Raw genomic sequence first — 23,656 nt, 5'->3', positions numbered from 1 at the left:
AATTATGTTAACCCTGTTTCTGACCGTGGCGCTGGTGCATATTGTGGCGCTGATGAGCCCTGGCCCTGACTTTTTCTTCGTCTCACAGACGGCGGTGAGCCGCTCCCGCAAAGAGGCGATGATGGGCGTGCTGGGTATTACCCTTGGCGTCATGGTCTGGGCTGCCGTGGCGCTGCTGGGCCTGAACCTGATCCTCGAAAAAATGGCGTGGCTGCACAACATCATTATGGTCGGCGGCGGTCTGTATCTGTGCTGGATGGGCTATCAGATGCTGCGTGGGGCGTTTAAGAAAGAGGACAGCGATGCACCGGAGCCAAAAATGGAGCTGGCGGCCAGCGGGCGCAGCTTTGTGAAAGGGCTGCTGACCAACCTCGCCAATCCAAAAGCAATCATCTATTTTGGCTCGGTATTTTCACTGTTCGTGGGTGAAGACGTCGGGGCCGGTGCGCGCTGGGGCATTTTCCTGCTGATCGTGCTGGAGACCTTCGCCTGGTTCACAATCGTTGCGAGCCTGTTTGCTCTGCCCTCGATGCGCCGCGGATATCAACGCCTGGCGAAGTGGATTGACGGCGTTGCCGGCGCGTTATTCGCCGGCTTCGGCATTCATCTGATCCTGTCGCGTTAAGCGTGTCGTGCTGACGCCAGCAGCGCGCCCACCAGCATAAACAGCGAACCAAACACTTTATTCAGGGCCTTCATCTGACGAGGCCCTTTAATCCATGTCGCAATCCGCGTTGCCAGCGTCGCATAGCCAATCATCACAATAATATCGACCACAATGGTGGTCACGCCGAGCACCACGTACTGCATGATCTGGGGCTGATGCGGCACGATAAACTGCGGAAACAGGGCGGCTAGAAAGACGATGCTTTTCGGGTTGGTCAGGTTCACAAACACCGCGCGTTTAAACAGGCGGCCCCGGCTCTGGGTCTGGGCGAGCGTATTCAGATCCAGGGCACCCGCGGCGCGCCACTGCTGGATCCCCAGCCAGATAAGGTAGGCCGCGCCGGCCCACTTCAGCACTTCGAAAGCCAGTACCGAGCGGGAGAACAGAGTGCCGAGCCCTATGCCGACCAGCACGATGTGAATCCCCAGCCCGGTCTGCAATCCGGCAATCGACGCCGCCGCTCCGCGATAGCCATGGTTCATGGCGGTGGTCATGGTATTGATGGCCCCGGAACCCGGTGAAAGGCTGAGGATGATGGATGTCAGCAGGTAGGCGAACCACCACTCGAAGGTCATTTGAAGCTCCCGAATCGTCTATTTTTATGCCACAATACGCTAATGTTGCGTCATTTTACGACCTGTCACGAAAAAACGATATTCCTTGGCTTACAGGGGTGTAAACCCGATGTTTCAGCAGAATAAGGACTGGGAAACGCGAGAAAAGGCTTTCGCCGCTTTCTCTATGGGGCCGTTGACCGATTTCTGGCGCCAGCGCGAAGAGGGCGGGTTTACAGGCGTCGATGATGTTCCTGTGCGCTTTGTTCGTTTTCAGGCCGAAACCCATGATTCGGTGATAATAATTTGTCCCGGACGGATCGAAAGTTACGTCAAGTATGCCGAGCTGGCATACGATCTCTTCCGGCTGGGTTATGACGTGCTGATTATCGACCACCGTGGTCAGGGGCGCTCCGGGCGAATGCTGTCCGACACGCACCGCGGCCATGTAAGTCAGTTCAGCGATTACGTCGATGATTTTGCCGCCTTCTGGCAGCAGGAAGTGCAGCCCGGCCGATGGCGAAAACGGTTTATTCTGGCGCATTCGATGGGCGGCGCGATCGCCACGCTGTTTTTACAGCGCCACCCGCAGCATCAGTGTGATGCCATTGCCCTGAGCGCCCCGATGTTTGGCATCGTCATGCGTTTTCCGGACTGGATGGTACGCCATATCCTCGACTGGGCTGAGGGCCATCAGCGCATTCGTGAAGGCTACGCCATCGGCACCGGGCGCTGGCGCGCACTGCCTTTTGCCATTAACGTGTTAACCCACAGTCGGCAGCGTTATCGCCGCAACCTGCGCTTTTATGCGGATGAACCGCGTTTACGCGTCGGTGGTCCCACTTACCACTGGGTGCGCGAAGGCATTCTGGCAGGTGAGGAGGCGATGGCGGGCGCCGGCCAGGACGATACCCCCACAATTATCCTTCAGGCAGAAGAGGAGCGGGTAGTGGATAACCGCATGCACGACCGCTTCTGTGAACTGCGAGCCGCAGCCGGTCACCCTTGCGAAGGGGGTAAACCGCTGGTCATAAACGGCGCGTACCATGAGATCCTTTTTGAAAAGGACGCCATGCGCTCAGTCGCACTCAACGCCATCGTCGACTTTTTCGGCAGGCATAACTGATATTCACCAGAGGTTAAATTTTTCTATGTACCAGGTTGTCGCGTCTGATTTAGATGGCACGCTGCTCTCTCCCGACCACACTTTATCGCCTTACGCGAAAGAGACCTTAAAACTCCTGACTGCCCGTGGCGTGAATTTCGTCTTCGCCACCGGCCGCCACCACGTTGATGTGGGGCAGATCCGCGATAATCTGGAGATCAAGTCCTACATGATCACCTCCAACGGTGCCCGCGTGCACGATCTGGACGGGAATCTGATCTTCACCCATAACCTCGATCGCGACATCGCCACCGATCTGTTCGGGATCATGCATAACAACCCCGATATCATCACCAACGTCTATCGCGATGATGAGTGGTTTATGAACCGTCACCGCCCGGACGAGATGCGTTTCTTCAAAGAGGCGGTCTTCAACTATTCGCTGTATGAACCGGGCCTGCTGGAGCCGGAAGGCATCAGCAAGGTATTCTTCACCACCGACAGCCACGAAGCGCTGCTGCCGCTGGAGCAGGCGATCAACGCCCGCTGGGGCGATCGGGTTAACGTCAGCTTCTCCACGCTTACCTGTCTGGAAGTAATGGCGGGCGGCGTCTCCAAGGGTCATGCTCTGGAAGCGGTTGCCAAACGTCTGGGCTTTGATCTGCAGGACTGCATTGCCTTTGGCGACGGTATGAACGACGCTGAAATGCTCTCCATGGCGGGGAAAGGCTGCATCATGGAAAACGCCCACCAGCGCCTGAAAGACCTGCACCCGGAGCTGGAAGTGATCGGCACCAACGGTGACAACGCGGTGCCAAAATACCTGCGTAAGCTGTTCCTTGAATAATCTTCATTTGGTTGTTTAACGTTCAGCTGTCAACCAAAGAGTTCGCTACAATGCCTGTCCATCTTCCAGAGAGACAAGCATTGTGGCGCTACTCATCATCACCACTATCCTGTGGGCCTTCTCCTTTAGCCTGATCGGTGAATATCTTGCCGGACATGTCGACAGCTACTTCTCGGTGCTGATGCGCGTCGGGCTGGCGGCGCTGGTGTTCCTGCCGTTCCTGCGTACGCGCGGGCAAACGCTGAAAACTATCCTGCTCTATATGCTGGTGGGCGCGATGCAGCTTGGCATCATGTATCTGTTCAGCTTCCGGGCTTACGTTTATCTGTCGGTATCGGAATTCCTGCTGTTTACCGTGCTGACGCCGCTCTATATCACCCTGATTTACGATCTCCTGAGCAAGCGCCGGCTGCGCTGGGGCTACCTGCTGAGCGCGGCGCTGGCGGTAGTGGGTGCGGCGATCATTCGCTATGACAAAGTGAGCGATCATTTCTGGACCGGACTGATGTTCGTCCAGCTCGCCAACATCAGCTTTGCGATTGGCATGGTGGGCTATAAACGCCTGATGGAGACCCGGCCAATGCCGCAGCACAACGCTTTTGCCTGGTTCTATATGGGGGCAGCGATAGTAGCGGTGGCGGCGTGGTTCATGCTGGGTAATCCGCAGAAGCTGCCGACCACCACGCTGCAGTGGAGCGTGCTGATCTGGCTGGGGGTGGTGGCATCCGGGCTGGGTTACTTCATGTGGAACTACGGCGCCACGCAGGTGGACGCCGGGACGCTGGGGATCATGAACAACGTCCACGTCCCTGCGGGCCTGCTGGTGAACCTCGCCATCTGGCAGGAACAACCGCACTGGCCGAGCTTCATTATTGGGGGGACGGTGATCCTGGCTTCACTGTGGGTACATCGCCGTTGGGTCGCTCCGCGCTCCGGACAAACGGTAGATGGTCGCAAGCATGGTTCCGCGCTGAGCGAATAAAGGCCTCGGTAACCGGTTGACGCTGCTCGCCATCGCGCACGGCGGCGTACAACCGGCTCCACAATCCCTCGCCCAGGGTTTTGGTCACCACCAGACCCTGGCGTTCAAAACTCTCCACCACCCAGTGCGGCAGCGCCGCGATGCCCATTCTGGCCGCCACCATCTGAATCAACAGCAGGGTGTTATCCACGCTTTTCAGCTGCGGGCTGATGCCCGCCGGCTGCAGAAAGTGACGCCAGATATCCAGACGACTGCGCTGAACCGGGTAGATCAGCAGCGTTTCCGTCGCCAGATCTTCCGGCGTGATGCGCGCTCTGGCGGCCAGAGGATGGTCCGGGGCCAGCACCAGACGCACTTCAAAATCAAACATGGGCGAATAGTGCAGGCCGCTGCGCGGCAGAATGTCCGAGGTCATCACCAGATCCAGCTCGCCCTGCACCAGGGAGGGCTGCGGATCAAAGGTCACGCCGGATTTAAAGTCCATCTCCACCTGCGGCCACCTCTGGCGGAAGTTCTCAAGCGCGGGGGTCAGCCACTGAATACAGCTGTGACACTCGATGGCGATGCGCAGCCTGGTCTGCTCCGGCTCATGACAGGCCTGCAGCGCGCTGGCGATCTGCGGCAGCACCTGATTGGCCAGCTGTAGCAGGATCTCGCCCTGCGGCGTAAAGCGCAGCGGCTGACTTTTACGCACGAACAGACGGAAGCCAAGGCGTTGTTCCAGATCGCTGAACTGGTGGGAAAGGGCGGACTGCGTCTGGTGCAGCGTGGCCGCCGCCGCCGCGAGAGAACCGCAGTTCCGCAACGCCTGGAGCGTTTTCAGGTGTTTTATCTCGATCATGAAAGTCCTTCACTTCGCCATGAGCAATTTGCGCTTGAGGAATATACAGTACCTTTACAATATGGAAGTGTAAACATCTGGACGTCTAAATCCTGAAAATTCCATAAGGGGCATACCATGACAATTCGTAACCACACCCTCGGTTTTCCACGCGTCGGCCTTCGTCGCGAACTGAAAAAGGCACAAGAGAGCTACTGGGCGGGCAACGCCACGCGTGAAGAACTGCTGGCGGTAGGGCGCGAGCTGCGCGCCCGTCACTGGGACCAGCAAAAGCAGGCTGGCGTGGATCTGCTCCCGGTGGGCGATTTTGCCTGGTACGACCATGTTCTGACCACCAGCCTGCTGCTTGGCAACGTGCCGGCTCGTCATCAGAACAGCGATGGATCGGTGGATATCGACACCCTGTTCCGTATTGGCCGTGGCCGCGCACCGACCGGCGAGCCCGCGGCGGCAGCGGAAATGACCAAATGGTTTAACACTAACTATCACTACATGGTGCCGGAGTTCGTTAAAGGTCAGCAGTTCAAACTGACCTGGACCCAGCTGCTGGATGAGGTGGACGAAGCGCTGGCGCTGGGCCACAAGGTCAAACCTGTCCTGCTGGGCCCGGTTACGTATCTGTGGCTGGGTAAAGTGAAGGGCGAGCAGTTTGACCGCCTGAGCCTGCTGAACGACATCCTGCCGGTGTATCAGCAGGTGCTGGGCGAGCTGGCAAAACGCGGCGTTGAGTGGGTGCAGATCGACGAACCGGCGCTGGTGCTGGAGCTGCCGCAGGCATGGCTGAATGCTTTCAAACCGGCGTACGACGCGCTCGCGGGCCGGGTAAAACTGCTGCTGACCACCTATTTCGAAGGGGTGACGCCGAACCTCGACACCATCACCGCGCTGCCGGTGCAGGGTCTGCACGTAGACCTGGTTCACGGTAAAGATGAGGTAGCCGAGCTGCACACCCGTCTGCCTGCGAACTGGCTGCTCTCTGCCGGACTGGTGAACGGGCGTAACGTCTGGCGCGCCGACCTGACAGAAAAATATAACCAAATCAAAGGTATTATAGGCAAGCGCGAGCTATGGGTCGCCTCCTCTTGTTCACTGCTGCACAGCCCAATCGACCTGAGCGTCGAGACCCGCCTGGATGCGGAAGTGAAGAGCTGGTTCGCCTTCGCCCTGCAAAAATGCGAAGAGCTGGCGTTGCTGCGTGATGCGCTGAATACGGGTGACACCGCCGCCATTACCGAATGGAGCGCGCCGATTCAGGCCCGTCGTCACTCGACGCGCGTGCACAATGCCGCCGTGGAAAAACGTCTGGCGGCCATCACTGCCCAGGACAGCCAGCGTCAGAATGGCTATGAGGTGCGTGCCGAAGCCCAGCGTGCCCGTTTCAACCTGCCGGCCTGGCCGACCACCACCATCGGTTCCTTCCCGCAGACCACCGAGATCCGCGGCCTGCGTCTGGACTTCAAAAAGGGCAACCTGGATGCGGGTAACTACCGCACCGGCATCGCCGAACACATCAAACAGGCCATTGTGGAGCAGGAGCGTTTAGGACTCGACGTGCTGGTGCACGGTGAAGCCGAGCGTAACGACATGGTGGAGTACTTCGGTGAACACCTCGATGGGTTTGTCTTTACCCAGAACGGCTGGGTGCAGAGCTACGGCTCCCGCTGCGTGAAGCCGCCGGTAGTGATTGGCGACGTCAGCCGTCCGGAAGCGATCACCGTGGAGTGGGCGAAATATGCTCAGTCTCTGACCGACAAGCCGGTAAAAGGCATGCTGACCGGTCCGGTGACCATCCTTTGCTGGTCCTTCCCGCGCGAAGACGTGACCCGTGAGACCATCGCCAAACAGATTGCCCTGGCGCTGCGTGATGAAGTGGCGGATCTGGAAGCGGCGGGCATTGGCATCATCCAGATCGACGAACCGGCGCTGCGCGAAGGTTTGCCGCTGCGTCGCAGCGACTGGGATGCTTACCTGGCGTGGGGCGTGGAAGCCTTCCGTATCAACGCCGCCGTGGCGAAGGATGACACCCAGATCCATACCCATATGTGTTACTGCGAGTTTAACGACATCATGGACTCCATCGCCGCCCTGGATGCTGACGTGATCACCATCGAGACCTCGCGCTCAGACATGGAGCTGCTGGAGTCGTTCGAAGAGTTCGACTACCCGAACGAGATCGGGCCGGGCGTGTACGACATTCACTCCCCGAACGTCCCGAGCGTGGAGTGGATTGAAGCCCTGCTGCAGAAAGCGGCGCAGCGTATCCCCGCAGAGCGCCTGTGGGTAAACCCGGACTGCGGCCTGAAAACCCGCGGCTGGCCGGAGACCCGTAGCGCGCTGGCGAACATGGTTAAAGCGGCGCAGAATTTGCGCCAGGGTTAGCCCCGGCGCACGATTGCCGGGCGGCGCTGACGCTTGCCCGGCCTACGATTTAGTGTCATTTGTAGGCCCGGTAAGGCGCAGCCGCCACCGGGCGATTTACGCCTGCCCATCCATCAGCCGGCTAATATGGATGCTCAACCACGTCAGCTCATCTTTCGGCAGGGTGAGCTGATATTTATCCTGCACATAATCACGGATCACCCACGCCACGGTCATCGCGTCCGGGCGGTGGCGCATCAGCTCCTGATAAAAATCCTCGGTCTCGCTGAGGGCGATTTTCCCGGCCAGCACCCGCTCGGCAAAATAACGCAGATGGGTGATAAAGCGCATATAGTTAACCGACTGCGTATCGATGCTCTTGCCCAGCTTATAGCGCACGATATCAGCGATGCGGTTGACCAGCTCAACCTGCTGGTGGGCGGTGCTGTCGTCGTCCTGGCTGCTGGCGTTGATCAGATGAAAGGCGATATTTACCGCCTCTTCTTCAGGTAATTCGATGTCAAACTTCTCATTCACCTGGGCGCGTGCCTGCAAACCGACACTGTACTCCTGCGGATAGTAACGCTTCACTTCCCAGCTCAGCTTATTGAGGATCGTCTGCCCGTTGCGGCTGCGCTCCACCGCAAAGTGCAGATGCTCCGCAAGGGTAAAGAGCAATACGGAATTGAGCTTATCCCCACACAGGCGGCGCGCGAGGATAAGAATTTCATGGCTAATGTCGAAGAACGCCGCAGGAATGGTGTCCGTCAGGGATAAAAAATGGCGGGATTTGAGATCGCTCAGCGGCAGGAACACTTTCTCCACCTGCGCCAGGTCGATATGGGTACCGGGTTTCGCCCCAAAGCCGATCCCCTTGCCGAACAAAATCATCTCCCGCTGGTCGTTATCGACCAGCAGCATGCTGTTATTAAGCGACTTTTTTATCGTTATCACGGTTATTCCTGCGGCATGGCCGGTTAGCTCATGTCTGCGCCATTGCTGGCAATCACTTTTTTGTACCACCAGAAGGAGTCTTTTTTCAGGCGCTTCAGCGTGCCTTTGCCTTCATCGTCCTGATCGACATAGATAAAGCCGTAGCGCTTGGACATCTGCGAGGTGCCCGCACTGATAATGTCGATGCAGCCCCAGGTGGTGAATCCCATCACATCCACCCCTTCATTTATAGCTGCCAACGTTTGCTCGAAGTGGGCGCGGAAGTAGTCGATGCGGTAGCTGTCGTGGATCGCACCGTTTTCCACGACATCTTTCGCGCCAAGACCATTCTCCACGATAAACAGTGGCTTCTGGTAACGGTCATACAGCTCCAGCAGGGAGATTTTCAGCCCGACAGGGTCAATCTGCCAGCCCCATTCGGATGCCGGCAGGTACGGGTTTTTCACCCCGAGAACGGTATTCCCCGGGATGCGCTCCACGTCCGGCTGGGTCGATTCTGTCATCGACATGTAGTAGCTAAAGGAGACGAAGTCGACTGTATAATCCTTTAAGATGCGCTGATCGTCGGCCTGCATCGCAATCTGGATATCCCGCCGCGCCAGATCGCGCAGGATCAGCGGCGGATACTCGCCAAACACCTGCACATCGGCGTAGAAATAGTTCTCCAGATTCTTCTTCAGCGTCGCTTCCACGTCTTCGGGACGGCAGCTGTGCGGATAGGTGGTGAGTTTGGTCAGCATGCACCCGACCTGGCTGCCCGGGATTTTGGCGTGGCAGTCGCGCGTCACCAGCGCAGAGGCGACAAACTGGTGATGCAGCCCCTGGTAGATATCCTGCTGGGCTTTGCCCGGCGCGCTTTTCTCTTCCCGGATGCCCGCCGTGGTAAAGGGGTGGCGATGGATACTGTCGATCTCATTAAACGTCAGCCAGTAGCGGACCAGATCTTTATAGCGATCGAAACAGACGTTGCTGAAGCGCACAAAAGCATCCACCACGTTGCGGTGCACCCAGCCGTTGTACTTTTCGCTCAGGGCCAGCGGCATTTCGTAGTGAGAGAGGGTCACCAGCGGCTCGATGTTGTGGCGACGCAGCTCGCGGAACATCTCTTCATAAAACTGCAATCCTGCCTCGTTTGGCGCAGCGTCTTCACCGGTCGGGAAGATACGCGACCAGGCGATCGACACCCGCAGCACGGTATAGCCCATCTCAGCAAACAGGGCGATATCGTCCTTATAGTGGTGATAAAAATCGATGCCGCGGCGTTTCGGGTAGAGCGCGTCATTTTTACCTTCAAACGCGTCGCGGATGTTCTCGTCCGTCAGCGCCATATGGCCGCTGTAATCCTTCACGGACAGGTTGGGCTTCCAGGTGATGGCGTCAGCTACGGACGGCCCTTTGCCATCCACATTCCATGCCCCTTCGGCCTGATTAGCGGCTATAGCGCCACCCCATAAAAAACCTTGCGGAAACGGGAGGGATTTCTCCATTACACGGACTCCTTAAGCGTCATGATGATATGCGGGTCTGGATTCTTATCGTCGGTATTACCTGGTGTCAGCGAAAAGCGTTCGCCGTTCGTCACCACCATCATCACCACCGGATCGAGCCCGGCGGAAGTGATGGTATCGAGTGAAAATTCAATCAGCGTGTCGCCGCTCTTCACATGCTGGCCCTCCACCACCCGTGGTGAGAAACCTTCACCCTGCAGCCGGATGGTGTCGATGCCGATATGGAAAATCAGCTCGACGCCCGCGTCGGTGAGCAGGCTCAGCGCATGGCCGCTGTCAAATACGTTCACGATGGTTCCATCCGCCGGGGCCCGCAGCACGCCCTGGGAAGGAATAATAGCGATCCCGTCGCCCATGATTTTGCGGGAGAAGACGTCATCGTTAACGTTTTCAAGCGGGATGATCTGCCCTTCGACCGGGCGGGTGAGGCTCAGCGCGTCGGTGTGTTCAGCCGCTTTATCACGCCACAGCACGAAGGCGCTGATAAAGGCGACGGCAAAAGATAGCCCCGCCCCGGCGAAGGCCCAGACGATGTTCATCGGGTTATCCGGAGAGACAAACATTGAGATGCTGGCAAGGCCAGGGCCGACAAGGGCAAAGGCCTGAATCGCCATCCAGCCAATAAATGCCCCACCCACGATGCTGCCGAGGATCACGCTGTAAAGCGCCTTTTTATTCAGCAACGTAACGCCATACAGCGCCGGTTCGGTAATGCCGAACAGGGCGGAGATCCCGGCGGAGAAGGCGGTAGATTTCAGCACTTTATCTTTACTCTTAAGCGCAATCGCCAGGCACGCGCCGGACTCGGCAATGTTGTGCGCCAGCGACGCGGGCAGATAGAGCATCTCGCGCCCGAACTGGCTCATGGAGGCCACGGCGTAGGGCAGCATCGGCTTGTGCATCCCGGCGGCGACCATGAAGGGCAGGGCGGCGGCCAGCAGCCCGGTGGCGACAAAACCGAGTTTGCCGTAGAGCCATAAAATCACCGTTGCCAGGCCGGCACCCAGCTCGTAGCCCAGCGGCCCCAGGATCAGCAGCGTAACGGGGACCGTCACCAGCAGAGAGAGCATCGGCGAGAGAAAAATGCGCAGCGCGCCGGGGGAGTAGCGGTTGAACAACTTCTCCGTCCGGGCGTAAAACAGCACGCACAGGATGGCCGGGAATACCTGCGAGGCGTAGGCGACGTTGCGCAGATCGAACGACATGAATGCCGTCCCGTCGGCCAGCTGTTTGGTCATCGCCGGCAGCACCATCACGGAAACTGCCGAGACGGCCACCAGCACGTTCACCTTCAGCTTCATCGCCGTGGTGATCGCCACCAGGATCGGCAGGAAGTAGAGCGGCGCGGAGCCGATATTATCCAGTACCTTGTAGGTCGAACTGTCCCGGCTGAGCCAGCCCATGACGTCCAGCAACAGCAGCAGCGATTTCAGGACGCCACCACCGGCAATGGCAGGCACCAGCGGCTGAAAAATGCTTATCACGAAATCGACAACCTGCGCGCCACGGCTGATTCTGACAGGTGTATGTTGTCCGCCCGCCTGAGGGGCCCCCACCAGCGAGCGCACCGCCTCAAAGACCTGCACCACTTCGTGACCAATAATCACCTGGCACTGCACGTTCACCCGCACGCCCAGCACGCCGTCGACCTTTGCCAGCGCCGCTTCGTTGACCTTGCCACTGTCGTACAGGCTCAGCCGTAAACGGGTGGAACAGTGTTCGATATGTTCGATATTCTCAGCACCGCCGACCTGGGCGATGATGTCCAGCGCTGTTTGCAAGTGGTTCATGTTCTGGCCCCTGTCTCCAGAGCAAAAAAAAAGACCTGAACCCCCTCTCCGCTCGAAAACGGAGAGGGGGTTCAGGTCTTGCCTACGGATCGTAGTTACACGCCTGTGGTTTTTATATCGTCCAGATTGTGTTTAAAAGTCAAACAGTCGCGTCACTTTGCGTAGCGAAATGTGAGCCGCTTAACCTTTTTTACCACCATATTGTTGGAACCAGGCCAGCATCCGCTGCCAGCCATCTTTGGCTGAGTCCGCGTGATAGCTCGGGCGATAATCAGCGTTAAAAGCGTGTCCGGCTCCCGGATAAACCACAATCTCCGCCGTTGCGTTTGCCGCACGCAGGGCATGACGCATGGTCTCTACCGTATCCAGCGGGATCCCGGTATCTTCTGCGCCATACAACCCGAGGACGGGCGCGTTCAAATCGGTTGCAATATCAACCGGATGCTTCGGTGAATTCAGCGTCTTTTCGCCCACCAGCTTGCCATACCACGCCACGGCGGCTTTCAGCTGCGGGTTGTGCGCGGCATACAGCCAGCTGATACGGCCGCCCCAGCAGAAGCCGGTTGCCAGCAGACGATGGGGATCGCCCCCGTTGCGCGCCGCCCAGTTGGCGACGTGGTCAAGATCCGCCAGTACCTGCGCATCCGGCACTTTAGTGACCAGGTTGCTGAACAGGGTGGGAATGTCGTTGTAATCGTTCGGGTCGCCCTGACGGAAATAGAGCTCAGGCGCGACGGCCAGATAGCCTTCCAGCGCCAGGCGACGGCAGAGATCGCGAATGTGCTCATGTACGCCGAAAATTTCCTGAATCACGATGACGATTGGCAATGCCCCTTGCGCATTTTTGGGCCGGGCATGGTAAGCGGGCATATTATCGCCCTGGGTCGGAATCGAGGTCTCCCCGGCGGTAATCGCCTCGTCGGAGGTAGTGACAACGGTTGAGGCTTGCAGGTCAGCAGCAGGGGCAAATCCAGATTTTCCAGTCATGGCATTCTCCGTACCAATTAGCGCAAAAGTAAATATAGTCCGCAGGTTAACAATCCACAGTGCCCGAAACAGGCTATCTTTTGTGCAACAGATAACGATATAACTCGTTAATGTGATGTTAATCACTATTTCATGGTAATTAACTGCAATCAATTTTATTCATGGTGACGTCTGTCACGAAACAAGGCCGGTTCCTCCGGTAAAGTACCGCTTTGCTTCTGCTGACAAACTGACCCACAGAGGAGTTTTCTATGTCTAAGTCTGATGTTTTTCATCTCGGCCTCACTAAAAACGATTTACAAGGGGCTACGCTCGCTATCGTCCCTGGCGATCCTGAGCGTGTGGAAAAGATCGCCGCGCTGATGGATAAGCCGGTTAAGCTGGCAGCCCATCGCGAATTCACGACCTGGCGGGCAGAGCTGGATGGCAAAGCGGTGATCGTGTGCTCTACCGGTATCGGTGGCCCGTCTACCTCAATTGCCGTTGAAGAGCTGGCGCAGCTGGGCATCCGTACTTTCCTGCGTATCGGTACGACCGGTGCGATCCAGCCGCACATCAATGTCGGCGACGTACTGGTTACCACCGCGTCCGTGCGTCTGGACGGCGCGAGCCTGCACTTTGCGCCAATGGAGTTCCCGGCAGTGGCCGATTTCGAGTGCACCACCGCGCTGGTAGAAGCCGCGAAATCCGTCGGCGCGACCACGCACGTTGGCGTGACCGCCTCCTCTGATACCTTCTATCCTGGCCAGGAGCGCTACGACACCTTCTCCGGTCGCGTAGTCAACCGTTTCAAAGGCTCGATGGAAGAGTGGCAGTCGATGGGCGTGATGAACTATGAAATGGAATCTGCCACGCTGCTGACCATGTGCGCAAGCCAGGGTCTGCGTGCCGGTATGGTTGCGGGCGTCATTGTTAACCGCACCCAGCAAGAGATCCCTAACGCCGAGACCATGAAGCAGACCGAAAGCCACGCGGTGAAAATCGTGGTGGAAGCGGCCCGCCGCCTGCTGTAATTTCCCCTTTTCCTTGCCAAAGGCCGACCTGTTCGGCCTTTTTCTTTGCGTAGCGCCTCGCAGAAAACCCTTTTCAAACTGGACGTTTATACAGCACAATTCTATTTTGTGCGGGTCATACCTTGATGCAGGGGGCGTCGTGGATATTTCCATCCTTTTTTATGCCGTTATTGCGCTGGTCAGCGTCGGCGTGGGCTGGTTGTTCGCCAGCTATCAGCATGCGCAGCAGAAGGCCGATCAGCTTGCCGAACGTGAAGAGATGGTGGCCGATCTCAGTGCATTAAGACAGAACATAGCCCAGAGCGGGCACTGGCGCGACGAATGCGAGCTGCTCAACAACGAGCTGCGCAATCTGCGGGATATCAACACCTCGCTGGAAGCTGACCTGCGCGAAGTCACTACCCGGCTGGAGTCTACCCAGCTGCATGCGGAAGACAAAATCCGCCAGATGATCAACAGCGAACAGCGCCTGAGCGAGCAGTTCGAAAACCTCGCCAACCGCATCTTTGAGCAGAGTAACCGCCGCGTCGATGAACAAAACCGCCAGAGCCTGAACGGCCTGCTGTCGCCCCTGCGCGAACAGCTGGACGGCTTTCGTCGCCAGGTGCAGGACAGCTTCGGTCAGGAGGCGCGGGAGCGCCACACGCTGGCCCATGAAATCCGCAACCTCCAGCAGCTAAATGCCCAGATGGCGCAGGAGGCCATCAATCTCACTAAAGCGCTGAAAGGCGACAATAAAACCCAGGGTAACTGGGGCGAAGTCGTCCTGACCCGCGTGCTGGAAGCCTCTGGCCTGCGCGAGGGCCACGAATATCAAACCCAGGTCAGCATTGAAACTGAGAGCCGCGCGCGAATGCAGCCCGACGTCATTGTGCGTCTGCCGCAGGATAAGGACGTGGTCATCGATGCCAAAATGACCCTGGTGGCCTATGAGCGCTACTTCAACGCCGAAGATGACTACACCCGCGAGTCGGCGCTGCAGGAGCATATCGCCTCGGTGCGTAACCATATCCGTCTGCTGGGACGCAAAGACTATCAGCAGCTGCCCGGCCTGCGTTCGCTCGACTACGTGCTAATGTTTATCCCGGTTGAACCAGCCTTTTTACTGGCGCTGGACCGCCAGCCGGAGCTGATCTCCGAGGCGCTGAAAAACAACATTATGCTGGTCAGCCCCACCACGCTGCTGGTGGCGCTGCGCACCATTGCTAATCTGTGGCGCTATGAGCACCAGAGCCGCAATGCCCAGCAGATTGCCGACCGCGCCAGCCGCCTGTATGACAAAATGCGCCTGTTCGTCGATGACATGTCGTCGGTCGGGCAGAGCCTGGATCGCGCCCAGGATAACTACCGTCAGGCGATGAAAAAGCTGGCCTCCGGGCGGGGTAACCTGCTGGCTCAGGCCGAATCGTTCCGCAGCCTGGGCGTGGAAGTAAAACGCGAGATTAATCCGGAATTAGTTGAACAGGCCACGTCGCAGGATGAAGAGTACCGGCTGCGCAGTGATGAGCCCGTTCAAAATACAAACAACACCTTAGCAGGCGCGCAGGCGTCGGCAGACCCCCTGGAGCGTTATTCCCGGGGTGGTTGAATCGTAGGGCAAATGCGCCCAATCTGTTACACTTCTCAAACATTTGACTGATAAGCAGGCTCTGAGATGGTTGAAGATTCACAAGACACAACGCACTTTGGCTTTCAGACTGTCGCTAAAGCGCAGAAAGCTGACATGGTGGCCCACGTATTCCATTCCGTGGCGGCGAAGTACGATGTAATGAATGACCTGATGTCATTCGGCATTCATCGCTTGTGGAAGCGCTTCACTATTGACTGTAGCGGCGTGCGTCGTGGACAAACCGTGCTGGATCTGGCGGGCGGCACCGGCGACCTGACAGCGAAATTCTCGCGTCTGGTGGGCGAAACGGGCCGCGTGGTGCTGGCTGATATCAACGACTCCATGCTGAAAATGGGTCGTGAAAAACTGCGCAATATTGGCGTGGTCGGCAACGTTGAATATGTCCAGGCGAACGCTGAAGCGCTGCCTTTCCCGGATAACACCTTTGACTGCATTACCATCTCTTTCGGTCTGCGTAACGTCACCGATAAAGAGAAAGCGCTGCGTTCCATGTACCGCGTGCTGAAACCGGGTGGACGTCTGCTGGTGCTGGAGTTCTCGAAGCCGATTATTGAGCCGCTGAGCAAAGCCTACGACGCCTATTCGTTCCACATTCTGCCGCGCATTGGCGAAATGGTTGCCAACGATGCAGACAGCTATCGCTATCTGGCCGAATCCATCCGTATGCACCCAAACCAGGACACCTTAAAAGCCATGATGCAGGATGCAGGCTTTGACAATGTTGATTACTTCAACATGACGGCAGGCGTTGTTGCGCTGCATCGCGGTTATAAGTTCTGAGTGGAGGTGGCAAATGCCGTTTAAACCCTTGATCACAGCCGGTGTGGAAAACGTACTCAATACCTTTCTGTACCGGTCTCCCGCGCTAAAAACGGCGCGTCAGCGTCTTAACGGCAAAGTGCTGCGGGTAGTATTAAAAGAGTTTTCGACTCCGCTGGTGCTGGTGTTCAGCGAGCGTCAGCTCGACGTGCTGGGGGAGTGGGAAGGCGAGGCCGACTGCTCCGTCATCACCCATATGAGCACCCTGCCTAAACTGCGCGATCGCCAGCAGCTTACCGCCCTGATCCGCAGCGGCGAGCTGGAGGTTCAAGGCGATATCCAGGTGGTGCAGAACTTTGTCGCGCTGGCCGATCTGGCCGAGTTCGACCCGGCAGAGCTGCTGGCCCCCTGGACCGGCGATATTGCCGCTGAGGGGATTGGTAAAGTACTACGCGGCGGTGCCTCGTTGCTGAAGAAGGGGTTTCAGCGCCAGCAGCGCTATGCCGCGGAAGTGCTGACCGAGGAGTGGCGCATGGCGCCGGGGCCGCTGGAAGCGGCATGGTTTGCAGAAGAGACCGCCGCGGTTGAGCGTGCAGTTGATGCACTGACAAAACGGCTTGAAAAACTGGAGGGCAAATGACGCCTGGTGAAATTCGGCGCCTCTACTTTATCATCCGCACCTTTTTAAGTTACGGGCTCGACGAGCTTATCCCCCGAATGCGCATCACACTGCCGCTGCGTATCTGGCGGCGAACGCTATTCTGGATGCCAAATCGCCATCAGGACAAACTGCTTGGTGAGCGGCTGCGTTTGGCGCTTCAGGAGCTGGGGCCTGTCTGGATCAAGTTCGGCCAGATGCTCTCCACCCGTCGTGACCTGTTCCCGCCAATGATCGCCGATCAGCTGGCGCTGCTGCAGGATAAAGTTGCCCCGTTCGACGGTAAGCTGGCAAAGCAGCAGATCGAAAAAGCGATGGGCGATCTCCCGGTTGAAACCTGGTTCGATGATTTCGACATCCAGCCGCTGGCTTCCGCCTCCATTGCGCAGGTTCACACCGCACGGCTGAAAGAGAATGGCAAAGAGGTGGTCATCAAGGTGATCCGCCCGGACATTCTGCCGATCATCCGAGCCGACATGAAACTCATCTACCGCCTGGCCCGCTGGGTGCCGCGTCTGCTGCCTGACGGCCGCCGCCTGCGCCCGATGGAAGTGGTGCGCGAATATGAAAAGACGCTAATTGATGAGCTGAACCTGCTGCGGGAATCGGCGAACGCCATTCAGCTGCGCCGTAACTTTGAAAACAGCCCGATGCTGTATGTGCCGGAAGTCTATTCCGACTATTGCAGCCAGGACATGATGGTGATGGAGCGCATCTACGGGATCCCGGTCTCGGACGTCGCAACCCTGGAAAAGCAGGGTACCAACATGAAGCTGCTGGCCGAGCGTGGCGTGCAGGTCTTCTTCACCCAGGTGTTCCGGGACAGCTTCTTCCACGCCGACATGCACCCGGGGAATATCTTCGTCAGCTACGAGCATCCTGAAGATCCGCAGTATATCGGCATCGACTGCGGTATTGTCGGCTCGCTGAACAAAGAAGATAAGCGCTATCTGGCCGAGAACTTTATCGCCTTCTTTAACCGCGATTATCGTAAAGTGGCCGAGCTGCACGTCGATTCCGGCTGGGTTCCGCCGGATACCAACGTAGAAGAGTTTGAGTTCGCCATTCGTACGGTCTGTGAGCCTATTTTCGAGAAGCCGCTGGCTGAGATCTCGTTCGGCCATGTGCTGCTGAACCTGTTCAATACCGCCCGCCGCTTTAATATGGAAGTACAGCCCCAGTTAGTTTTACTTCAGAAAACATTACTTTACGTTGAAGGGGTGGGGCGACAGCTTTATCCTCAGTTAGACTTATGGAAAACGGCAAAACCCTTCCTTGAGTCGTGGATCAAGGACCAGGTGGGTCTTCCGGCGCTGGTGCGCTCCCTGAAAGAGAAAGCGCCGTTCTGGATTGAAAAAATGCCTGAAATTCCTGAACTGGTGTATGACAGTTTGCGTCAGAGCAAAAACTTGCAACACAGCGTGGATAAAATTGCCCGCGAGTTGCAAACCAACCATGTGCGTCAGGGGCAGTCCCGGTATCTGTTTGGCATTGGGGCGACACTGTTGTTAAGCGGCACGCTGCTGCTGATCAATCGTCCTGAGTGGGAGCTCATGCCTGCCTGGTTGATGGCGGGCGGCGTGGTTGTCTGGCTAGCCGGATGGCGCAAAACGCGCTGAATTGCGTCGCTATACCAGGGCCGCATAACGTATAATGCGGCCTGATTAATTATTCATCTATAACTGGGGAAGATGTATGGGTGGTATCAGTATCTGGCAATTGTTGATCATTGCCGTCATCGTCGTGCTGCTGTTCGGTACCAAAAAACTCGGTTCTATCGGTTCCGATCTCGGTGCGTCCATCAAAGGCTTTAAAAAAGCGATCAAAGATGATGACGAGAAGCAGGATAAATCCAGCCAGGATGCGGATTTCACTGCTAAATCCATCGCTGATAAACAAGACGATGCCAAAAAGGAAAATGCTAAACGCCACGATAACGAGCAGGTGTAATTCGTGTTCGATATCGGTTTTAGTGAACTGCTGCTGGTCTTCGTGATTGGTCTCATTGTTCTGGGGCCACAACGTCTGCCTGTGGCAGTAAAAACGGTTGCAGGCTGGGTGCGTGCGCTGCGATCGCTGGCGACTACGGTGCAAAATGAGCTGGCGCAGGAGCTTAAGCTGCAGGAGTTTCAGGACAGTCTGAAAAAGGTTGAAAAGGCGAGCATGGATAACCTGACGCCGGAACTGAAAGCCTCGATGGACGAACTGCGCGAAGCGGCGGAATCCATGAAGCGCTCCTACAGCGTCAACGATCCGGAAAAAGCGAGCGATGAAGCCAATACCATTCGCAACCCGCTGGTCAAAGATAACGAAGCGCAGCATGAAGGCGTGACGCCTGCCACTGCTGAGCATCAGGCCACTGCGCCCGAACAGGCGCCAGCCGAGCCGGTGACCCCAAAACAAGAACCGACGCCAGCGCCCGCAGAGAAAAAGCCTGCACCCGCTGCTGACGCGTCCCCCTCGTCGAGTGATAAAGCGTAAACATGGCAGTAGATGAAACTCAACCGCTGATTGCGCACCTGATCGAGCTGCGTAAACGCCTGCTGAACTGCATTATTGCGGTTTTGCTCATTTTTTTATGCCTGGTCTATTTTGCCAACGATATCTATCAGGTGGTCTCTGCCCCTCTGATTAAGCAGATGCCGCTTGGGGCCACCATGATCGCCACCGACGTGGCATCGCCCTTCTTCACGCCAATTAAGCTGACCTTCTGGGTGTCGCTGATTGCCTCTGCGCCGGTGATCCTCTATCAGGTCTGGGCCTTTATTGCCCCCGCGCTGTATAAGCATGAACGCCGCCTGGTGATCCCGCTGCTGGTCTCCAGCTCGCTGCTGTTTTATATCGGCATGGCCTTTGCCTACTTCGTGGTCTTCCCGCTGGCCTTTGGCTTTCTGGCAAATACCGCGCCGGTAGGGGTCCAGGTCTCGACCGATATTGCCAGTTATCTCAGCTTCGTGATGGCGCTGTTTATGGCCTTCGGCGTGGCGTTTGAGGTGCCGGTTGCCATCGTGCTGCTCTGCTGGATGGGGATCACCACCCCGGATGAATTACGCAAAAAACGGCCTTACATTCTGGTCGGCGCCTTTGTAGTGGGCATGCTTTTAACGCCGCCGGATGTCTTCTCGCAAACCCTGCTGGCAATCCCGATGTATTGCCTGTTTGAAGTCGGTGTCTTCTTCGCGCGCTTCTATACCGGCAAGCGACGTGAAGATCACGACGAAGAGTCCGAAGGAACAGAAGAATAACCCCAACCGCCCGCCAGGGCGGTTGTCATATGGGAGCCAGTATGTTTGATATCGGTCTGAATCTGACCAGCCCGCAGTTTGCCCAGGATCGTGACGAGGTGGTGGCAAGGGCCATCGCCGCCGGGGTCAACGGCTTACTGCTGACGGGCACCAACCTGCACGAAAGTGAACAGGCGCGACAGCTGGCGCAGCGCTACGACCGCTGCTGGTCAACGGCGGGCGTCCATCCGCACGACAGCAGCCACTGGACGGCGGAAAGTGCCAGCGCACTCCGGGCTTTAGCCGCATCCCCTGAGGTGGTGGCTATCGGTGAGTGTGGTCTCGACTTTAATCGCAACTTCTCTACTCCCGCCGAGCAGGAGCATGCCTTTAGTGCCCAGCTGGCATTAGCCGCGGAGCTGGGCATGCCGGTGTTTATGCACTGCCGCGACGCTCATGACCGTTTTCTGGCGCTGCTGGAGCCCTGGCTGGATAAACTGCCCGGGGCGGTGCTGCACTGTTTTACCGGCACGCGCGAGGAGGCGATAGCCTGTCTGGATCGCGGTTTGTATCTGGGGATCACCGGCTGGGTCTGCGATGAACGGCGCGGGCTTGAGCTGCGCGAGCTGCTGCCGGTTATTCCTGCCGAACGCCTGTTGGTTGAGACTGATGCACCTTATCTGCTGCCGCGCGATCTCCGTCCAAAACCGGCATCGCGACGCAATGAACCGGCTTATCTGGGACATATCATGGAACGGGTCGCCCACTGGCGCGGCGAAGAGGCGCAGTGGCTGGCAGCGCAGACGGATGACAACGTACGTCGTCTGTTTGGCGTCGACTTTTAAACTTTGCGGAAGCTGGTATTTTTTACGCTCTGCTTCACTTCTTTATTCAGTAAGTTCAGCAGCAGCATGGAGCGGGCTTCACCGTCCGGCTCAGCGAAAATGGCTACCAGCCCTTCAAAGGCCCCTTCGGTGATCACCACATCGTCGCCGGAGAAGGGGGTATCGGGATCGGTAATGCCTTCAGGTTGTTTGTAGACCGAGAGCTGGTGGATCACGGAAGAGGGCACGGTAGCCGGGTGCGCGCCAAAGCGTACGAAGTGGCTGACACCGCGCGTCGCATTGATGGTGGTGGTGTGGATCACTTCGGGGTCGAATTCAACAAACAGATAGTTAGGGAACAGCGGTTCACTGACGGTTGTGCGTTTACCACGGACCATTTTTTCCAGCGTGATCGCTGGCGTCAGACAGTTCACTGCCTGGCGTTCCAGATGTTCCTGAGCACGCTGAAGTTGTCCGCGCTTGCAATACAGTAAATACCAGGCCTGCATAATGACTCTTTTCCGCTTGTTATGCCGGCAAGCATATCAAAACCCTGGCGGGATCGCTAAGCTGATTATAATGGCCGTACCCAGAAGAAGCCGTGAATCTTCACGCTAATTTAACAAAAATACAGCATCAGGCAGTCTTACGCCGTATAATGAAACGCTTACAGAGAGAGCTTGACTAACTGCATGAAATACAACGATCTACGCGACTTCCTGGAACTGCTGGAAAAGCAGGGCGAACTCAAACGCATCACAATTCCTGTCGATCCTTACCTGGAAATGACAGAGATTGCCGACCGCACGCTCCGCGCGGGTGGGCCAGCGCTCCTGTTTGAAAATCCGAAAGGCTACACCATGCCGGTGCTCTGTAACCTGTTTGGCACACCAAAACGTGTGGCGATGGGGATGGGGCAGGAGGATGTCAGCGCGTTGCGTGAAGTGGGTAAGCTGCTGGCCTTTTTAAAAGAGCCTGAGCCGCCAAAAGGGTTTCGCGATCTCTTCGATAAGCTGCCGCAGTTTAAGCAAGTCCTGAATATGCCGACCAAACGGCTGCGCGGCGCGCCCTGCCAGCAGAAAATCGTGGAAGGCGATGCGGTCGATCTGACGCGTATTCCGATCATGCAGTGCTGGCCCGAAGACGCCGCCCCGCTGATTACCTGGGGTCTGACCGTGACGCGCGGGCCGCATAAAGAGCGGCAGAATCTTGGGATCTATCGTCAGCAGCTGATCGGTAAAAATAAATTGATTATGCGCTGGCTGTCGCATCGCGGCGGTGCGCTTGATTTTCAGGAGTGGTGCGCGGCCCATCCGGGCGAACGCTTCCCGGTCGCCGTGGCGCTGGGTGCCGATCCGGCCACCATTCTCGGTGCCGTCACGCCGGTGCCGGACACCCTGTCGGAATACGCCTTTGCCGGACTGCTGCGCGGCACCAAAACCGAAGTGGTGAAGTGCGTTTCGAACGATCTGGAAGTACCTGCCAGCGCTGAAATCGTGCTCGAAGGCTACATTGAGGCGGGTGAGATGGCACCGGAAGGGCCGTATGGCGACCACACCGGCTATTACAACGAAATCGACAGCTTCCCGGTGTTTACCGTGACGCACATTACCCAGCGTGAAGATGCCATTTACCACTCCACCTACACCGGACGTCCGCCGGATGAACCCGCGGTGCTGGGCGTGGCGCTGAACGAAGTGTTTGTGCCGATCCTGCAAAAGCAGTTCCCGGAAATCGTTGATTTCTATCTGCCGCCGGAAGGGTGCTCCTATCGCCTGGCGGTGGTAACCATTAAGAAGCAGTATGCGGGTCACGCTAAACGGGTGATGATGGGCGTATGGTCTTTCCTGCGCCAGTTTATGTATACCAAGTTTGTGATCGTTTGCGATGATGACGTCAACGCCCGTGACTGGAATGACGTGATCTGGGCCATTACCACCCGTATGGATCCGGCACGCGATACCGTGTTAGTGGAAAACACGCCGATAGATTACCTGGATTTTGCCTCGCCGGTTTCCGGTCTTGGCTCAAAAATGGGACTGGATGCCACCAATAAATGGCCCGGCGAAACCCAACGTGAATGGGGTCGTCCGATCAAAAAGGATCCTGAGGTGACTGCGCGAATTGACGCGATCTGGGATGAACTGGCCATAATGAATAACGGTAAAGACGCCTGAATGCGCCGTTATGCCCTATAGACTTCCCGACAGAGAGAGCGAATGACAACCTTAAGCTGTAAAGTGACTTCGGTAGACGCTATCACCGACACCGTATATCGCGTCCGTTTAGTACCTGAATCGGCGTTCTCCTTCCGCGCTGGCCAGTATCTGATGGTGGTGATGGATGAGCGGGATAAGCGCCCTTTCTCAATGGCCTCGACGCCGGACGAGCAAGAGTTTATCGAGCTGCACATTGGGGCGTCTGAGCTCAACCTGTATGCGATGGCAGTCATGGATCGCATTCTGAAAGAGAATGAGATCGAGATTGATATTCCTCACGGCGAAGCATGGCTGCGTGATGACGAAGAGCGTCCGCTGATCCTGATTGCGGGCGGCACCGGTTTCTCCTACGCGCGCTCCATCCTGCTGACGGCGCTGGCGCGTAACCCGGACCGTGATATTACCATCTACTGGGGTGGCCGCGAGGCGAAGCATCTCTACGATCTGTCTGAGCTGGAAGCGCTGAGCGTGACCCATCCGAACCTGCGCGTTGAGCCAGTAGTTGAACAGCCGGAAGAGGGTTGGCGCGGTCGCAGCGGCACCGTGTTAACGGCGGTGCTGCAGGATCATGGCACGCTGGTGAATCACGATATCTACATTGCCGGTCGTTTTGAGATGGCGAAAATTGCCCGGGACCTGTTCTGCAACGAACGTAACGCCCGTGAAGATCGCCTGTTTGGCGACGCATTTGCGTTTATTTGAGACGAAAAAAACCCGCCCCTGACAGGCGGGAAAA

At 57.2% G+C, this 23,656-nt stretch carries 23 protein-coding genes; 16 read left to right on the top strand and 7 right to left on the bottom strand.

Annotated features, from left to right (window positions below):
- Positions 1-4 precede the first annotated feature (4 nt).
- Positions 5-625, top strand: coding sequence for a threonine export protein RhtC (gene rhtC / locus ES815_RS08920; RefSeq protein WP_142487505.1), 621 nt, complete (start codon positions 5-7; stop codon positions 623-625).
- Here the strand turns inward: rhtC and rhtB are convergent.
- Positions 622-1,242, bottom strand: a complete 621-nt coding sequence (rhtB, locus tag ES815_RS08915) for a homoserine/homoserine lactone efflux protein (RefSeq protein ID WP_106995919.1) — start codon at positions 1,240-1,242, stop codon at positions 622-624. The genes rhtC and rhtB overlap by 4 nt on opposite strands.
- 109 nt (positions 1,243-1,351) lie before the next feature.
- On the opposite strand from rhtB, the gene pldB reads away from it, so the two are divergent.
- The 3 genes from pldB to ES815_RS08900 all read left to right on the top strand — a co-directional run bounded on the left by pldB (position 1,352) and on the right by ES815_RS08900 (position 4,155).
- Entirely contained in the window at positions 1,352-2,347 is a 996-nt protein-coding gene (gene pldB, locus ES815_RS08910; RefSeq protein WP_142487504.1) for a lysophospholipase L2, read from the top strand.
- Between the two features lie 25 nt (positions 2,348-2,372).
- Positions 2,373-3,173 carry a sugar/pyridoxal phosphate phosphatase YigL gene (gene yigL, locus ES815_RS08905; RefSeq protein ID WP_142487503.1) on the top strand — a complete coding sequence of 267 codons (801 nt, stop codon included), beginning with the start codon at positions 2,373-2,375 and terminating at the stop codon, positions 3,171-3,173.
- Positions 3,174-3,255: 82 nt separating this feature from the next.
- Positions 3,256-4,155, top strand: a complete 900-nt coding sequence (locus ES815_RS08900; protein ID WP_142487502.1) for a carboxylate/amino acid/amine transporter — start codon at positions 3,256-3,258, stop codon at positions 4,153-4,155.
- Here ES815_RS08900 and metR read toward each other — a convergent pair.
- Positions 4,043-4,996 carry an HTH-type transcriptional regulator MetR gene (gene metR, locus ES815_RS08895; RefSeq protein WP_142487501.1) on the bottom strand — a complete coding sequence of 318 codons (954 nt, stop codon included), beginning with the start codon at positions 4,994-4,996 and terminating at the stop codon, positions 4,043-4,045. The genes ES815_RS08900 and metR overlap by 113 nt on opposite strands.
- A 117-nt stretch (positions 4,997-5,113) precedes the next feature.
- On the opposite strand from metR, the gene metE reads away from it, so the two are divergent.
- Positions 5,114-7,375, top strand: a complete 2,262-nt coding sequence (gene metE, locus ES815_RS08890) for a 5-methyltetrahydropteroyltriglutamate--homocysteine S-methyltransferase (RefSeq protein ID WP_142487500.1) — start codon at positions 5,114-5,116, stop codon at positions 7,373-7,375.
- Positions 7,376-7,471: 96 nt separating this feature from the next.
- Here metE and ES815_RS08885 read toward each other — a convergent pair whose 3' ends face one another.
- The 4 genes from ES815_RS08885 to ES815_RS08870 all read right to left on the bottom strand — a co-directional run bounded on the left by ES815_RS08885 (position 7,472) and on the right by ES815_RS08870 (position 12,593).
- Positions 7,472-8,308, bottom strand: a complete 837-nt coding sequence (locus ES815_RS08885; RefSeq protein ID WP_142487499.1) for a PRD domain-containing protein — start codon at positions 8,306-8,308, stop codon at positions 7,472-7,474.
- Between the two features lie 23 nt (positions 8,309-8,331).
- On the bottom strand, positions 8,332-9,795 hold the full coding sequence (locus tag ES815_RS08880; protein WP_142487498.1) for a glycoside hydrolase family 1 protein: 1,464 nt from the start codon (positions 9,793-9,795) through the stop codon (positions 8,332-8,334).
- A complete protein-coding gene (locus ES815_RS08875; protein WP_142487497.1) occupies positions 9,795-11,606 on the bottom strand; it encodes a beta-glucoside-specific PTS transporter subunit IIABC in 1,812 nt (603 codons plus the stop codon). The genes ES815_RS08880 and ES815_RS08875 overlap by 1 nt, the downstream gene beginning before the upstream one ends.
- Positions 11,607-11,786: 180 nt before the next feature.
- Positions 11,787-12,593, bottom strand: coding sequence for a dienelactone hydrolase family protein (locus ES815_RS08870; RefSeq protein ID WP_142487496.1), 807 nt, complete (start codon positions 12,591-12,593; stop codon positions 11,787-11,789).
- A 251-nt stretch (positions 12,594-12,844) separates the two neighbouring features.
- On the opposite strand from ES815_RS08870, the gene udp reads away from it, so the two are divergent.
- The 9 genes from udp to tatD all read left to right on the top strand — a co-directional run bounded on the left by udp (position 12,845) and on the right by tatD (position 20,722).
- Complete coding sequence (gene udp / locus ES815_RS08865; protein WP_106995909.1) at positions 12,845-13,606, top strand: uridine phosphorylase; 762 nt, start codon at positions 12,845-12,847, stop codon at positions 13,604-13,606.
- A gap of 139 nt (positions 13,607-13,745) precedes the next feature.
- The gene (rmuC, locus tag ES815_RS08860; protein WP_142487495.1) at positions 13,746-15,194 is read left to right on the top strand and encodes a DNA recombination protein RmuC; all 1,449 of its coding nucleotides are present in this window, start codon (positions 13,746-13,748) and stop codon (positions 15,192-15,194) included.
- A gap of 66 nt (positions 15,195-15,260) precedes the next feature.
- Positions 15,261-16,016 carry a bifunctional demethylmenaquinone methyltransferase/2-methoxy-6-polyprenyl-1,4-benzoquinol methylase UbiE gene (ubiE, locus tag ES815_RS08855; RefSeq protein WP_032615102.1) on the top strand — a complete coding sequence of 252 codons (756 nt, stop codon included), beginning with the start codon at positions 15,261-15,263 and terminating at the stop codon, positions 16,014-16,016.
- A 13-nt stretch (positions 16,017-16,029) separates the two neighbouring features.
- Entirely contained in the window at positions 16,030-16,635 is a 606-nt protein-coding gene (gene ubiJ / locus ES815_RS08850) for a ubiquinone biosynthesis protein UbiJ (protein WP_142487494.1), read from the top strand.
- A complete protein-coding gene (gene ubiB, locus ES815_RS08845; RefSeq protein WP_142487493.1) occupies positions 16,632-18,272 on the top strand; it encodes a ubiquinone biosynthesis regulatory protein kinase UbiB in 1,641 nt (546 codons plus the stop codon). Before ubiJ ends, ubiB begins: the two co-directional genes overlap by 4 nt.
- Positions 18,273-18,348: 76 nt before the next feature.
- Positions 18,349-18,603, top strand: coding sequence for a Sec-independent protein translocase subunit TatA (gene tatA, locus ES815_RS08840; protein WP_032615095.1), 255 nt, complete (start codon positions 18,349-18,351; stop codon positions 18,601-18,603).
- A gap of 3 nt (positions 18,604-18,606) precedes the next feature.
- On the top strand, positions 18,607-19,134 hold the full coding sequence (gene tatB, locus ES815_RS08835; RefSeq protein ID WP_142487492.1) for a Sec-independent protein translocase protein TatB: 528 nt from the start codon (positions 18,607-18,609) through the stop codon (positions 19,132-19,134).
- Between the two features lie 2 nt (positions 19,135-19,136).
- Positions 19,137-19,898, top strand: coding sequence for a Sec-independent protein translocase subunit TatC (tatC, locus tag ES815_RS08830; RefSeq protein ID WP_142487491.1), 762 nt, complete (start codon positions 19,137-19,139; stop codon positions 19,896-19,898).
- 41 nt (positions 19,899-19,939) lie between these two features.
- On the top strand, positions 19,940-20,722 hold the full coding sequence (tatD, locus tag ES815_RS08825; RefSeq protein ID WP_142487490.1) for a 3'-5' ssDNA/RNA exonuclease TatD: 783 nt from the start codon (positions 19,940-19,942) through the stop codon (positions 20,720-20,722).
- Here the strand turns inward: tatD and rfaH are convergent.
- Complete coding sequence (gene rfaH, locus ES815_RS08820) at positions 20,719-21,210, bottom strand: transcription/translation regulatory transformer protein RfaH (protein ID WP_106995902.1); 492 nt, start codon at positions 21,208-21,210, stop codon at positions 20,719-20,721. The two genes, tatD and rfaH, sit on opposite strands and share 4 nt — an antisense overlap.
- 183 nt (positions 21,211-21,393) lie before the next feature.
- Between rfaH and ubiD the strand changes: the two genes are divergently transcribed.
- On the top strand, positions 21,394-22,878 hold the full coding sequence (ubiD, locus tag ES815_RS08815) for a 4-hydroxy-3-polyprenylbenzoate decarboxylase (RefSeq protein ID WP_142487489.1): 1,485 nt from the start codon (positions 21,394-21,396) through the stop codon (positions 22,876-22,878).
- 42 nt (positions 22,879-22,920) lie between these two features.
- Positions 22,921-23,622 (top strand): NAD(P)H-flavin reductase, encoded by a 702-nt coding sequence (gene fre, locus ES815_RS08810; protein WP_142487488.1) that lies wholly within the window; start codon positions 22,921-22,923, stop codon positions 23,620-23,622.
- Positions 23,623-23,656 lie beyond the last annotated feature (34 nt).

It is taken from the genome of Leclercia adecarboxylata (genome assembly GCF_006874705.1).
In the GTDB taxonomy this organism is placed as follows: Bacteria; Pseudomonadota; Gammaproteobacteria; order Enterobacterales; family Enterobacteriaceae; genus Enterobacter; species Enterobacter adecarboxylatus_C.
The sequence above is the reverse complement of the archived record's forward strand: the minus strand, read 5'-3'. Positions and strand labels throughout refer to the sequence as shown.

Coding starts and splice junctions, on each gene's coding strand:
- ubiJ (WP_142487494.1), top strand. CDS start 16,030: ATGCCGTTTAAACCCTTGATCACAGCCGGTGTGGAAAACGTACTCAAT.
- ubiB (WP_142487493.1), top strand. CDS start 16,632: ATGACGCCTGGTGAAATTCGGCGCCTCTACTTTATCATCCGCACCTTT.
- ubiD (WP_142487489.1), top strand. CDS start 21,394: ATGAAATACAACGATCTACGCGACTTCCTGGAACTGCTGGAAAAGCAG.
- pldB (WP_142487504.1), top strand. CDS start 1,352: ATGTTTCAGCAGAATAAGGACTGGGAAACGCGAGAAAAGGCTTTCGCC.
- ES815_RS08870 (WP_142487496.1), bottom strand. CDS start 12,593: ATGACTGGAAAATCTGGATTTGCCCCTGCTGCTGACCTGCAAGCCTCA.
- rhtB (WP_106995919.1), bottom strand. CDS start 1,242: ATGACCTTCGAGTGGTGGTTCGCCTACCTGCTGACATCCATCATCCTC.
- yigL (WP_142487503.1), top strand. CDS start 2,373: ATGTACCAGGTTGTCGCGTCTGATTTAGATGGCACGCTGCTCTCTCCC.
- ES815_RS08875 (WP_142487497.1), bottom strand. CDS start 11,606: ATGAACCACTTGCAAACAGCGCTGGACATCATCGCCCAGGTCGGCGGT.
- metE (WP_142487500.1), top strand. CDS start 5,114: ATGACAATTCGTAACCACACCCTCGGTTTTCCACGCGTCGGCCTTCGT.
- tatC (WP_142487491.1), top strand. CDS start 19,137: ATGGCAGTAGATGAAACTCAACCGCTGATTGCGCACCTGATCGAGCTG.
- fre (WP_142487488.1), top strand. CDS start 22,921: ATGACAACCTTAAGCTGTAAAGTGACTTCGGTAGACGCTATCACCGAC.
- rfaH (WP_106995902.1), bottom strand. CDS start 21,210: ATGCAGGCCTGGTATTTACTGTATTGCAAGCGCGGACAACTTCAGCGT.
- tatD (WP_142487490.1), top strand. CDS start 19,940: ATGTTTGATATCGGTCTGAATCTGACCAGCCCGCAGTTTGCCCAGGAT.
- rhtC (WP_142487505.1), top strand. CDS start 5: ATGTTAACCCTGTTTCTGACCGTGGCGCTGGTGCATATTGTGGCGCTG.
- tatA (WP_032615095.1), top strand. CDS start 18,349: ATGGGTGGTATCAGTATCTGGCAATTGTTGATCATTGCCGTCATCGTC.
- udp (WP_106995909.1), top strand. CDS start 12,845: ATGTCTAAGTCTGATGTTTTTCATCTCGGCCTCACTAAAAACGATTTA.
- ubiE (WP_032615102.1), top strand. CDS start 15,261: ATGGTTGAAGATTCACAAGACACAACGCACTTTGGCTTTCAGACTGTC.
- ES815_RS08880 (WP_142487498.1), bottom strand. CDS start 9,795: ATGGAGAAATCCCTCCCGTTTCCGCAAGGTTTTTTATGGGGTGGCGCT.
- metR (WP_142487501.1), bottom strand. CDS start 4,996: ATGATCGAGATAAAACACCTGAAAACGCTCCAGGCGTTGCGGAACTGC.